Raw genomic sequence first — 13,384 nt, forward strand, 5'->3', positions numbered from 1 at the left:
ATAATACATTACATTATAAAACTATTTATTATTAGCCCCAACTAATAATAAAAGTTATTAGCTACAATCATTATTTTTAAGTTAGGCTGTTTTTTTATGAATAAAGAAAAAACTCCCTCATGGTGTTACTTGGAAGTCTATCCTTAGAGCTACAACAACTGTAAAATTTAATTAGAGTGGCACTATTACCAACAGAAATAGCTTAATCACTTATAAGCCATTTAATTGCGACTTCATGTATCCCGGCGCTTTTTTCAAATCTAAAGGTCGAGTTGTTTGATTATAGAAGTCAGTTTTCAATGACTTTGCAATACCATCAAGTCCTGGGTAAATGGTTGATTCATTGATACCTAATAAGCTTAGTTTTATTTGGATTTGTGATTTAAGCTCGCCCGGAATTACAAACTTGTGAAGTTCACTTGTATCAAAGGCATTTCTAGGTTTATGGTGAACTGTGAACAAACCAGTTTGATTAACTACACGCTCAGATATACTAGGTCCATAGAACTCTAACGTTTCGGTCAAAGCAAACGGATTAGTGTGATAACTAGAATCGATATGTATATGGCTAATCAAACCGTAAACCGCACAATTACTAAGAACTGAAGAGCCATATAACTCCTCCGGTGAGTGCGCTGTTGCAAAGTAAAGTGCAACTAAGGGATTTACACTCCAATCGAGAAGGCGCGTTGGTAAACCATAGTGTTGAGCTAAGCTCAACCACTCCCAATCGTTTGATGGTAAGCACTGCACTCGAAGCGAACTTTTCATTTTGAACTGCTTCAGTAATGCCTTTTCTCTATCTAATTCTTCATCTAAGCTCTCAAGCTCTGGGAGACGACCCACAGATGGAATGAGTTCATATTCAGAGTTGATTACTCCTCTGAAAACCATATGATTATGAGGAACAAACTGAGTAGCGAAATTAAAAACTTTTTCAATCGAGTCAAGACTATAATTTTTCATTTAACCTCCATGGCTTATGATGCCTTTGGTGTGAACAATCATTAGCTAAATTGCAGAAAAACAATATGTTAACAGCTATAAATCTTACTCAATAACCTTTATCTGTTTAAATTTACACAATTGATTGTCTATCGAAAACAAAATAATTTGAACCCCTAATTCACATAAACAATTTATTGTTGCCTCATTTTCTAAGGGCTCTGGTAACACGACTATTCTATTAATGTCAGGTATACCGATACCATGCATGAATAGTTGACCAACTGCTGTATAGATTGATTGTGTATCGACTGATGTTTTAACTTCAAAAATTGATGTAATTCTGCCATTAAATTCAATTGCCAGGTCAATTTTTTGAGTATTAAAAACAGCCGAATATTTAAAGTTTTTTTCAACAAATTGTTTTAACTGGTCGACAACATACCCATGCATAACATTTGATTCAATAGGAGCTTTAGACTTTATTATTTTCTTACCGCTAAATTCTGAAGAAAAATATCTAGATCCAGACTCTTTAACTTTATTTATCTTCTTTTTTTCTATTTTGGAATCATATGATTTAATTGCTAAAGGTCTTATACGATTCCAGATTTCTGTATCAGTCAATCTTTGGAGGCGGTCAAATACTTCTTGATTAGCAGCAGAAAGTTTTTGTGGATGACTATCTTCACTCATCCAACCTGTGCGTTTATTATCTAGATGGCTATCAAAATGATCTCGAATGTTTTTTAAACTATTCTTAAATTCAACTTCAGTTTTATCACTACCAAAAGTAGCATAGAATTTCGAGTATGCTTCTTTCCATGAAGAAGCTTCAAGAATTGAGGGCGGCTCTTTGACTCCATACCTCGATAAAAAATAACCAACCTCAATTAGTCGTATATCAAGAATACTACTCATAACGTCCCTATTGACCTAACAGTTTACTCTACCCCATGCTGTAATTTATAACATACCAAAACGTCGGTTAATAATATTATTGAGGATAATTTCGAATTTTAATAATGTTCAATAATATTGTGGGTATGTACTTATGCGCCTCACAACTTATAGAAAAACTACAATACCTTGACTTAAAGAGCAAATCGTTAAAATGTGCTGTATGCGTTCCAAAAAATAAAAAATAAGCAAACAATATCAGTAACTTAACTTTCCACATTTGTTCCGAATTGTTCCGCGTTGTTCCTTTTTTTCTTAGCATATTTACTACTCTATTATGAAACTAACTTACTCTTAATACGGCTCGTCCCATAGTTTTTTGTCTGTGGTGGTTTGTTGCTTTTGCTTCTTACTTTAGCCAAATAAGAAATACGCCATATAGCCTCTTGGAGTGAATCGAAATCACCTCGCATAATGTTGTAGTAGCAGTGCTTTGGGGTATATTGTGAACCTTGTAGCTGGTACTCCCAGATAGCTTTTACCTTAATCAAAATATCGTGCGGATGACGTACTTTATGACCATCGAGCATCAAAACGTAGTGGTAATGTTGTTGCTTAGCGGTTTCAATTTCACGGCACCAAATGAAGCCTATGCGCTTTAATTGATAAGAGCGTTTGAGCCATTTAAATAGAATTCGATTAAATTTAGTGATCACTTGGTTATTCGGCGAGTACTCGTAAAGGCGAAGATCAAAGCGAATTAGGTGTACTTTGCTATGGTGCTCTAATATCGTATCAACTTGGTTTATCATCCTCTTAGCCATAGTTAAGTAAATACCACTATGCTGACCGTTAACCCAAAATACCTGATTATTTACCTCAATAGCCCTAACCTTAACCTTATAAGACATACAACACTCAAGAGATATTATTAATTACCTAGTAGCATGTTAGTCACTACTAACGCTAATCAATAAGTGTGAATTTATAGCACCAGCGTTTTGCTAATAATTTATGGGGTTAAAAACCTATAATTAGCGACCAGTAAGCGTTTTTTAAATCCATACATAGCACCCAAAGTAAGCGAGCACTAACATTGTTTAGGCAGGTAATTAGCGTTATGCTTAAAAGTGCTGGTGGTTTAACTTCCACATTGCGCCACCAGCACACCATTTATAAGTCGCATTGAAATTAACTTTCTTTGCGGCTTTCCTCGTTTTTATACAATGCTTGCTGCTCTTTTGTCATCGACAAAACCAATACCGGAAATGCTGTTAACCGCCCCGTTGAAGGGCACTCGGCCTCTTTATCTTCTACGGTAAATAAGTAGCCTTTTCGTTTAAGTGCATATACCACATCTTTCAGGTCATCAATTCCAATATAACGAGCCATGTTAGTATTTATTGTTAGCCCTTGGCTTATTACACTCAACACATAATTCGACTCTTTTTGGCAATCGCTTGGCTCTGGCAAGCCTAGCTCTAAGCATTTATTTCTACGGATCATAACTGCAACTCCTTTATGCCACGATTACTAATAATACTTTGTACTAATGCTTTTAATTGTTGCTCTGTGTAACCTGCAATCATCGCTTGGACTACTTTGTCACATTCGCTTTCCACAAAGCCAACAGCTCTTACTCCCAAGCTTATGGGCGTAGGAAATAGACCATCATTAATGCGGTTATAGAGTGTCGATTTTGACCAGCCAGTTTTATTTAAAACTTCAGGTCTGCGGATAATTTTAGAAAAACTTTTAATATTCATTTTTAATTGCCTTAGTACGTTATGAAATGGTTCAGGCATATTAAAAACCATTAACATGGGGGTAAGGCAATACGGTCCGGCAACTAAATTTTAGGGGGGATGGAGGGGGTAATGGAGGTCCCCCGCTAAAAATATGACCTTTTATTTCGATTTTACTATGGAAGCTATAACTTCAGCCTTTTTTCGACTTAAACCTGGAATATATTCCGAACCATCCAGTTGAACAATAGTACGATGCAAGGCCTCTCCTATTAACCAATCTTCAATTACTTTATTTTTAGGCAAAGTCATTTCATCTTTACAGAATTTATCATAAGCATCTATTGCTAATTGAAGCTCTAATGGATATTGAGGTTCTTGCTGGTAAGGCGCTTTAAAATCCATATCACCGTTTTCCCCATCAAGATTTTCATTTCCTATGTCCTCATCAAAAGTTCCATTTAATGTGTTATCCCAAAAATCACCTTTTTCAGCTATACCTTTAATTGGTAATCTTAGCTGAGCACAATAATCGACAAAGTCTTGATAGTAATAATAAATAGTTGCGTAGTTTATATTGAAAAAACAATCGGGAGTCAGATCTTCATTGTTACTTAACTCAGGTCTAGAACAATAAGTACCACATTTATATACATAGGAGTAAACAAGCTGTTCTTCACCTCTATCATCAATATAGGTATCAAGAACGAATGGCTTTATTTTAATAAAGCCAGTCACATATAAATCTTCATTACGCGCTGAATCTGTTAAAATCCCATCGTAATAAATGTAGTTATCTAGTTTAGTAATAATAGATCTTATATTTATATCGATGCACTCTTGCAACTGCTCTTTGGTAAAAAAGTCATTTTTAAAATCATTTTCCTTATTCATTTTTTTATTATCCATAATAACCTCAACCCACTATTTTTAAAGTAGTGTTAGAACCGCCTACCTGTCCGTGTTTAGCTAACTCTATATATTCAGACCACCAGATCATCATTACTCGTCTACGTTCTAAATAATCTGCGCGGTTGTATGCTCGCCTTACTTCATTTTTATCAACATGAGCTAGTGCCGCCTCAACTACATCACCTTCAAAGCCATGTTGATTTAATGCGGTACTGGCAATAGACCGCATGCCGTGAGCAACTAATCGATTTTCATACCCCATGCGCTTTAAAGCCATGTTAGCAGTTTGTTCATGAAGATGAGTTCGAGGGTTTCTATCACCCGGAAATATATGCTCTCGATGACCACTTATTGATTTTAACCTATTTAGTAACTCTATTGTTTGATCGGTTAGTGGAACATTATGCCCGCTTTTCATCTTCATTCGGTCTGCTGGAATCTCCCACAACTTATTGTCAAAATTGATTTCTCGCCATGTTGCACCAGCGGCTTCGCTTGGTCTAACCATCGTGTGAAGCTGCCACTCGATTAAAAGACGAGTAACAAGCTTAATACTCGCATAACTAAGGTCTTTCATTAACTCAGGGAGTTCTTCAGGTGGGATAGTAGGCATGTTTTCTTTAACCGGCTTTTGAAAAGCCGCTCTTAAGCCAGATAACGGGTTGGCATGTATTAGCCCTGTATTGACCGCATAGGTCATAATTTCATTTAACCTCTGGCATAATCGCTTGACCGTTTCCAAAACCCCTTTAGCGGCTATAGGCTTAATTACATCAATAACTTTTGGTGCAGTTATTTTGCTTATAGGTAACTTTCCTAACTCTGGAAATAAATGATTTTCTAGCGAGCGCCATAAATCAATTCCGTAATTTTCGCTAACTTGCGTCTTCTTTATTTCAAACCAGTTAGTAGCAACATGCTTGAAGGTATTTGATACAGCCTCTAACTGTATGCGGTTATGATCTTCTTTGTATTCTTTAGGGTCGATGTCTTTAGCCAGTAACTCTCTAAACTTTGATTTTAGTTTACGGGCATCCGCTAAAGATATTGCAGGGTAACCTCCTAAACCAATACTGGTCCGCTTTTTTGTGTAAGGTTTGTAATAATCCAGCAACCAAGATTTATTGCCGTTAGGTTTAACTCTAAGTTGTAAGCCGTCGCCATCAGATAGTTTATATACTTTCTCTTTTCCTTTGGCTTGCTTAACTTCCGTATTGGTTAGTGGTTTTGTTTTTGCCATAAAGTAGTACCCGATTTACTTAAACTGAAGTAGTACTACCAAATGTACTACTTTAAAATCTGGATGTCACTGTTCATTAAAAATCCTACTTGGAATCGTAACCTGGCGGAAGGTGAGCTATATGGGGAATTTAAGGCAAAAAAAAGACGCCTATTGGCGTCTTAGTTCTTTGAATTGGTGGAGCTGGGGGGATTTGAACCCCCGTCCGAAAAGCCTCGACCGTCGGTACTACATGCTTAGTATTGTCATTTAATTAACCTTTAAGTCCCGGACAAACACGGTAAATAAAGGCGAGGCCGCTTAGTTTTAACGCTTCAACCCCGGCCAGGGTTTCCGTCGCGATCAGGTGTTAGGGTGACACTCCAAAATCTAGTCCACAAGAATACATAGAAGGAGCGCTAGCTGGCCTAAGCCGCTAGAGAGTAGTTATCGTCGTTTGCGATTACTTTAGGTTGCGGCTGTTTAACGAGGCAAACCGCACCTCGACATGCACCTTGGGCTTCTTGAATTCCGTCGAATCCTAATCAGCCCCTGAATTAGTAACTCATTCAGAGCGTACGGCTAGTATAACCGAGTAACATGCTGATACTCAAGGCCCTTCGATGCTTTATTTTTACTTACTAGGCACTATTGTTCATTAAACGGGCAAAACTATACAAACAACCCAAGTAGAATGTTACATTGAGTCAGACTAAGCGAAGGTAAAATTACTCAGACGTTTTAGCATCATCGCTGTCAATATCATCTACTTGTAACTCAGTATCGGTGTTTTCTAATGCCGCTAGTGGCCAACCGCCTAGTTGTTGCCAGCGATTCACTATTAAACAATAAAGCTCAGCGGTACGCTCTGTATCGTAAAGTGCTGAGTGTGCTTGGCTATTATCAAATTCAATACCCGCTGCTCTACATGCTTTGGCAAGTACAGTTTGCCCTAAAGCAAGCCCTGCTAACGATGTAGTATCAAAACTTACAAATGGATGGAACGGCGTGCGCTTTATATTATTGCGCTCTATTGCTGCATTTAAAAAACCATGATCGAATGCTGCATTATGCGCAACCACAACTGAACGTTGGCAGCCGGCTGCTTTTTGCGCTTTGCGCACAACTTTGCAAATTTCTTTAATTGCATGCTCTTCAGGCACGGCACCGCGCAGTGCTGAAAATGGATCAATACCATTGAACTCAATGGCCGCTTGTTCAATGTTAGCGTCTGCAAACGGTTCTACATGAAAGTGCACCGTGTGATCTATGCTAAGCAATCCTTCGTCATCCATTTTTAAAACAGATACTGCAATTTCTAATAAAGCGTCGGTATCTTTATTAAACCCGCCAGTTTCAACATCAATTACCACTGGAAAAAAGCCACGAAAGCGTTTTGCGAAAAGTGTTTGCTCAGTATTTGCCATAGTCTTCTTGGTTTGTAGGTGTAAGCCATCTATTATGTCAAAATTGAGGGCCTTTCGGCTAGGGGATTTATTGATTAATTATAGCTAAAACTATAGGCATGTAATTTGCTTTACAGTTAGAGCTTACTCAGTATTGTTTACTATTAAGTGCTATTACACGGTATTTTGCCAAATTATTGGCAATACTGATTTACTGGAGAATTCCCGATGAAGTTTAAGTTGTTATTTATTAGCCTTGGTATTACCAGCGCACTTTGCAGTTATAGCAGCTATGGTGCTATGCGCCAATACATTGCCGATCAAGACAACTCTAATTGGCAAGTAGTTAAAACCACTCGTTTACAATGCCAGTTAAATCATGAAGTTCCATATTATGGCGAAGCCATATTTAATGTTAATGCAAGTAAAAACAAAGACCTTACTTTTAATTTAGATATGGTTGTTCGCCCTGATAATTATGCTATTGCGGGCTTAAAAGCAGTGCCACCAGCATGGCGAGCCGGTACGCCAGTTCGCGATATAGCTGACATGAAGTTACTTAAAAAGTTTGACGGCGAACTGGGTAATAAAACCGCATGGGAAATGCTCACCGAACTTGAAAAAGGTAATCAGCCTACTTTTTATTATCAAGACTGGCAAAATAGTGCCGATAAAATTGCCGTAGGCATGTCGGGGGTTAATTTTAAACAAGCCTATTGGGCCTTTTTACAATGCCGCGATGAATTACTGCCATATAGCTTTGAAGATATTTCGTTTACGGTAATGAACTATCAGTCTAACAGCAGTAAATTAACTAAATCTTCGCAGCAACGTTTAGATAAAATTGCTGAATACTTAAAAAATGATCCAAGTATTGAGTCAATTAATATAGCGTCTTATACCGATAGCTATGGCGGTCGATGGAATAACCTAGACCTTTCTAAAACACGCGCTAAAGCAATTAAAGATTATATGATTAGTTTAGGTGTTGATGAAACTAAAGTGCATACCGATGGGTTAGGTGAAAAACGTTTTGTAGACACTAACGATACTATTTTAGGGCGCAACAAAAACCGTAGATTAGTAATTCAAATAGCGAAAATATGATGCTTTAACATCATATTTTTTGCTTATTTCGATTAACTATTTGCTCGCCAAACTGAAACACACCTAAGCTTAGTAAAATAATAACCGCACCACTAATAAGCTCCTTGCTAAGCGGTTCATTATTAAGCCATGCGCCAAGCCCTAATGCAAAACTTGGGGTAATAAGCGTGGTAAGTGCAACAGTACTGGCATTTAAGTTTTGTAATACATGAAAATACGCCAGCGCTCCTAATAATGAGCCAAATACTCCTAAATAACCAATAGCCCATATTGATTTAGCACTCCAATTTTGTATATTTAATTCACCGTCTAGCAGCAACCAAGCAATAAAAAATAAAGGTGTTACAAACACCAGAGCACCAAATGTAGTTGCCATAGGATGAATAGCAATTTTAACCCGCTTGATCATCACTCCACTTAAACTAAAAAAACACACCGCTATAAACACATATAACAAACCAAGCCCCTGAGTTTGCGAGTGCTTAATTTGGTTATAGCTGACAAAATATAATCCGATTAGGGCACATGCAAGTGCGATTAGCTTAATTACACTAAACTTAGGCTCGTTAAGGAGTTGCTGGGCAAGTAAGCCCGATAAAATAGGCGCTAAGCCAAAAATTAATGAAATAATGCCTGAGGGCACTGTTTTAGCCACCATATAACTAAGTAACATGCCACCAAAAATACCTATGCTAGAGTAAAAATAAAGTAAGCAGGCATTTTTATTCCACGGCACCCTAATACGCGTAATAGCTATAATTACAGCACCTAAAGTAAGCCCTACCAACATACGTAATAAAACCGCTAATGTTGGCGATACTGTATCGCTGCTCCACACTATACCTAATGGTGTGGTTGACCATATAAGAACCATTATAAAGTACGATACTTTAATTGGCACATGCCGCTCCTTAGCCATTAACAATAAAACTCAAAAAACTTCAAATAAACTATACGCTTAAAGCACTTTTTTAATAGTTAATATTAATAAAAGATGCATTTAAATTACAGTTGTAAATAGATAATTACACTTTATTTTATTTCTTTTATAACAAAACTATTTAAGTTTTGGTTAACTAGTTATATCTTGCGTACCTCTCAAGATTGATCAGGATCATTAAGTGCTTAAAAATAAAACAATAGGTAGCATGTTAATTGTTGCAGGTACTACCATAGGTGCAGGTATGCTGGCCTTACCAATTGCATCAGCCGGACTAGGGTTTAGTACTGCGCTGACATTAATTGTCGGTTGTTGGTTATTAATGACCTACACTGCACTGCTAATGCTTGAGCTCCATCAATATGCTCCTCGCGATGCGACGCTAAATACCTTAGCTAAACTTTGGCTTGGCAAACGCGGGCAATATGTAGCTAACTTTTCGGTGATATTTTTATTTTACGCTTTGTGTGCAGCTTATATTGCTGGTGGTGGCGCACAACTTCAAGATCGCATAAACACGGGGTTTAACGTGAGTATTGCACCGCAACTGGCCTCTGTTTTACTGGCGGTTTTAATTGCTGGTGTCGTAACTCTGGGTACCAGTAAGGTCGATAAATTTAATAGAGTGCTGTTTTCAATAAAAATTGTGGTACTTGCCAGCCTGTTTTATATGTTAACGCCTTATGTACATGGCCAACATTTACTTGAAATGCCAGTAGAGCAAGGCTTAATACTCTCGGCTATTCCGGTGGTATTTACCTCATTTGGCTTTCATGGCTCTATTCCTTCAATTGTTAAATACGTAGGATTAGACATAAAAACACTGCGTAAAGTAATGATAGCGGGTGCAACGCTACCGTTAGGTATTTATATTTTTTGGCAAATATTAAGCCAGGGTATTATGAGTCAAAATGATTTGCTCAATAGCCAAGGTTTAAGTGGCTTTGTACAAAGCATGGCGAGCATTGCGCACAACCCAAACGTTGCCACTGCCGTTAAGTTATTTGCTGATCTTGCATTGGCCACTTCATTTTTGGGTGTAAGTTTAGGCTTGTTTGACTTTTTTGCCGACACTTTCAAAAAAGCAGATACAAAAGCGGATCGAATTAAAACGGCATTAATTACCTTTATACCTCCTCTTGGTTTTGCCATATTTTATCCGCAAGGGTTTATTATGGCGCTTGGCTACGCAGCGATTGCCTTAGTGATTTTGGCCGTTTTTTTACCTGTAGCTATGGTTTATAAGCAACGTAAAAGTACACAAAACACAGGTTATAAAGTACGCAGCGGTAATATTGGCTTAGCCATTGCAGCATTATGCGGTTTAACTATTATTAGTGCCCAAGGCCTACAAATGGCCGGATTAATACCCGCAATAGGCTAATTCTAATAACTCCCGAGCTTAATGCTCGGGGCTCAATAAACCGTAGTTACACCCAAGTATTGAGCCAATTTAAACAGCTTAGGGCAATCACTTTTATCCATTAATTTAAAATTTAATCGTTTTGTTACGGGTATGTTCATTTTCGTTACTTATAATGGTGTTAAATATTATTTTATATCGATGGAAAAATTACACATGAATAAATTAGCAGGTTTAGCATTATTAGGCACTTTACTTACATTAACCGCGTGTGAAGATGCCAAAGAGATCAAAGAAGACGCTAAAGACACCGGTGCTCAAGTGCAGCAAGAGCTAGATAAAGCGTGGACTAAAGTAAAAGAAACCACTCACGAAATTAAACATGACGAGTCGCTAAATCAGTTATTACAGCAAAGTAAAGCAATGGGTTTAGATATGTACGATGACGGCAAAGAAGTTGCTGTTGATGCGTGGATAAAAAGTAAAGAAACGGCAGGCGAGCTAACCGAAAAAACCAAACAAAAAGCACGTGAAATTGCCGAAGAAATTGAGCAAGCACGTAAAGATCTAAACAAAGATTAATTTTGCCCTACTAATATTAAAAAAGGTAAGCCGCGGCTTACCTTTTTGTTTAAATGCGTTAGCTAAATTAGTTTACAGCTCGAAGTCTTTTTTGAACTTTAAACCAAATTCACTGCGGTCATTACTGCGCATAACGCCAACAAAACCAGTTTGTTGTAGGCGTCCTACATCGTACACTTCGTTTAATACGTTTTCACCATATAGCGTTACTTCCATATCGCCGTACGGGTTAGTGTAAGAAATATTAAAGCCAACTAACTCACGAGAATCAATTGTTTCGCTATAGTTAAATACTGACTGACCTTGCATTTCACTGCGGTACGAGTAGTTTGCATTAAAAGCCAGAGTGCCACCGTTATTTAAATCCATAAAATATGAAGGCGCAATCATCACAGTCCAGCGTGGTGTTAATGCAGGCGAATCGCCTTTACCAATTCCTTGTACGCCTGCTGCTACTTCACTAATTTCTGAATCTAAGTAACCCACTGCACTGCGAATAGTAAAGTCGTCAGTAATGGCTACTGTTGTTTCAAGCTCAATACCTTGCGCTTTTGATTGACCAGCATTTTCAACGATAGTTACAAAACCACCGCCCGAAGTAGGGTCTGAAAATGGCAGCGCTAAATCTGTGTAGTCAGTTACAAATACAGCCAACATCATAGATACATTTTCGTGTACTTGGCCTTTTAAGCCAATTTCGTAGTTAATTGCTTTTGTTTCATCAAATGATGAAAACTGATCAGGCCCGCCAAATGGACGCGGTGGAAAGCCACCTGTTTGGTAACCTTTTTGAACTTGACCATACACATTCATATTATTACTAAGCTGGTACGAAGCATTTATATCCCATGTCACAGCATCAAAGTCTGCAGATACATATTTACGTTCGGCAAAAGATGGAAAAATCGCATTCGCTTCTTTTTTATCTTTTGAGTAGCGCAGGCCACCACCAATGCTTAAATCGTCGGTTAAATCGTAGCCGGCATTAAAGTAAGCAGCATAAGAGTTGGTTTCTTGATTTATTTCGAAGAAGCCAAAACTGTCAGGCGTATTGTATGGGCTAAATACAAAGTCTTCTGAACGGGTAAAGCCATCTTCATTAAAGAAGTATAAGCCAGATACAAAGTCCATGTTGTCAAACGTTGCGTTTAACTGAACTTCAAATGAGTATTGATCAGCACCACCTTGCTCTGGAAACTCAGATAAATTAAGCGCTGATGCATCATCATCTAAACCACCTTCATACTCAGAGGTACGGTAGCTTGAGATAAACTTACTTGTATAAGTGTCGTTAATTGCCCAATCAGCAGCAAATGAAGTTCCCCAACCTGAGTAAGAAGTTGATTCAATACCCGCAACGGTTGTGCCTAAATCATCTGGATTTGCCGGAATTAAATCTGGTGTTAATAATGGGAAATCGCCATTGTTCTGATCATTTGGATCAAGTGGTGCGGTAAGCTCAATTGTATAAGGCGATTGGCCCGATTCGTTATCAACGCCATCTATAGAAAAAGTAAATGCAAGGTCGCTAGTTGCTTGGTATTTAAATGCAACACGGCCACTAAACTCTTGCTCTTCACCAATTTCCTTTTCTGGGTTAGCTAAATTAACTGCTGTACCCACCCCATCACGCTGCTTGTAAGACGCACTTGCCGACATACTCAAATCATCAGTTAATGCGTTATTAAAGTAAATATCGCCTGCTACACGACCTCGGCTACCCACTTTTGCAGTCGTTGTTAAAATGCCTTCATCACCTGGTTGCTTGGTTATTACATTAACCGCGCCACCTAAAGTATTACGGCCATATAAAGTACCTTGAGGGCCACGTAATACTTCTACACGCTCAACATTCGGTAGCGATAAATTTGACCCCATTTGACGGCCTAAATACACACCATCTAAGTAAACCCCAACACCAGGATCGGTAGTAATAACATGATCTTGAAGGCCTATACCGCGAATAAACACAGATGCATGTGCAGAGTTCCCCACGCCATAACGAGTAATATTTAAATTAGGTACATACTTACCAATATCTTCTAAATTACTCATATTGGCTTTATCAATGAGGTTTGCACCAATTGATGTAATTGCGGTTGGAGACTCAAATAAGCTTTCTGTACGTTTACGAGCGGTTACTTCTATTTTTTCAAATGCGTCTTGCTTTGCTGTTGTTTTGGTTTCTTCTGCATTTACTGAGGTAGTGAGTGCAGCAATAATTGCTAAGCTTAACGGTGAGAGGTTGCGTAATTTCAAAAATAA

Annotated in this window: 13 protein-coding genes and 1 other RNA gene; 3 read left to right on the top strand and 11 right to left on the bottom strand. The window is 38.0% G+C overall.

The features are described from left to right. Positions 1-210: 210 nt before the first annotated feature. The 9 genes from AAEZ18_RS09995 to rnt form a co-directional block, all read right to left on the bottom strand. Positions 211-966, bottom strand: coding sequence for an FRG domain-containing protein (locus AAEZ18_RS09995; protein WP_250653642.1), 756 nt, complete (start codon positions 964-966; stop codon positions 211-213). A gap of 84 nt (positions 967-1,050) precedes the next feature. Continuing rightward, complete coding sequence (locus tag AAEZ18_RS10000) at positions 1,051-1,866, bottom strand: hypothetical protein (RefSeq protein ID WP_250653641.1); 816 nt, start codon at positions 1,864-1,866, stop codon at positions 1,051-1,053. Positions 1,867-2,180: 314 nt separating this feature from the next. Continuing rightward, positions 2,181-2,756 carry a YagK/YfjJ domain-containing protein gene (locus AAEZ18_RS10005; RefSeq protein WP_250653640.1) on the bottom strand — a complete coding sequence of 192 codons (576 nt, stop codon included), beginning with the start codon at positions 2,754-2,756 and terminating at the stop codon, positions 2,181-2,183. Positions 2,757-3,036: 280 nt separating this feature from the next. Beyond that, positions 3,037-3,351, bottom strand: a complete 315-nt coding sequence (locus tag AAEZ18_RS10010; protein ID WP_250653639.1) for a hypothetical protein — start codon at positions 3,349-3,351, stop codon at positions 3,037-3,039. Then, positions 3,348-3,611: a helix-turn-helix transcriptional regulator gene (locus AAEZ18_RS10015; protein ID WP_008111294.1), complete on the bottom strand. Its 264-nt coding sequence runs from the start codon at positions 3,609-3,611 to the stop codon at positions 3,348-3,350. The genes AAEZ18_RS10010 and AAEZ18_RS10015 overlap by 4 nt, the downstream gene beginning before the upstream one ends. Positions 3,612-3,752: 141 nt before the next feature. Beyond that, positions 3,753-4,499 (bottom strand): hypothetical protein, encoded by a 747-nt coding sequence (locus AAEZ18_RS10020; RefSeq protein WP_350594107.1) that lies wholly within the window; start codon positions 4,497-4,499, stop codon positions 3,753-3,755. 7 nt (positions 4,500-4,506) lie between these two features. Further along, complete coding sequence (locus AAEZ18_RS10025; RefSeq protein WP_350594109.1) at positions 4,507-5,742, bottom strand: integrase domain-containing protein; 1,236 nt, start codon at positions 5,740-5,742, stop codon at positions 4,507-4,509. 175 nt (positions 5,743-5,917) lie between these two features. After that, positions 5,918-6,274: a transfer-messenger RNA gene (gene ssrA, locus AAEZ18_RS10030) on the bottom strand. Positions 6,275-6,449: 175 nt separating this feature from the next. Further along, a complete protein-coding gene (rnt, locus tag AAEZ18_RS10035) occupies positions 6,450-7,148 on the bottom strand; it encodes a ribonuclease T (protein WP_350594110.1) in 699 nt (232 codons plus the stop codon). Positions 7,149-7,355: 207 nt separating this feature from the next. On the opposite strand from rnt, the gene AAEZ18_RS10040 reads away from it, so the two are divergent. Continuing rightward, on the top strand, positions 7,356-8,234 hold the full coding sequence (locus AAEZ18_RS10040; protein ID WP_086998494.1) for a flagellar protein MotY: 879 nt from the start codon (positions 7,356-7,358) through the stop codon (positions 8,232-8,234). A 10-nt stretch (positions 8,235-8,244) separates the two neighbouring features. Here the strand turns inward: AAEZ18_RS10040 and AAEZ18_RS10045 are convergent, their stop codons facing one another. Next, positions 8,245-9,135, bottom strand: a complete 891-nt coding sequence (locus AAEZ18_RS10045; RefSeq protein WP_350594111.1) for a DMT family transporter — start codon at positions 9,133-9,135, stop codon at positions 8,245-8,247. Between the two features lie 220 nt (positions 9,136-9,355). Between AAEZ18_RS10045 and AAEZ18_RS10050 the strand changes: the two genes are divergently transcribed. Both AAEZ18_RS10050 and AAEZ18_RS10055 read left to right on the top strand, forming a co-directional pair. Then, entirely contained in the window at positions 9,356-10,558 is a 1,203-nt protein-coding gene (locus AAEZ18_RS10050; protein WP_080516816.1) for an aromatic amino acid transport family protein, read from the top strand. Between the two features lie 195 nt (positions 10,559-10,753). Next, on the top strand, positions 10,754-11,119 hold the full coding sequence (locus AAEZ18_RS10055) for a hypothetical protein (protein WP_041454510.1): 366 nt from the start codon (positions 10,754-10,756) through the stop codon (positions 11,117-11,119). A 72-nt stretch (positions 11,120-11,191) separates the two neighbouring features. Here the strand turns inward: AAEZ18_RS10055 and AAEZ18_RS10060 are convergent, their stop codons facing one another. Beyond that, on the bottom strand, positions 11,192-13,378 hold the full coding sequence (locus tag AAEZ18_RS10060; protein WP_350594113.1) for a TonB-dependent receptor: 2,187 nt from the start codon (positions 13,376-13,378) through the stop codon (positions 11,192-11,194). Positions 13,379-13,384: the final 6 nt, after the last annotated feature.

The organism is Pseudoalteromonas sp. 19-MNA-CIBAN-0066, from assembly GCF_040308705.1.
Lineage (GTDB): Bacteria > Pseudomonadota > Gammaproteobacteria > Enterobacterales > Alteromonadaceae > Pseudoalteromonas > Pseudoalteromonas nigrifaciens.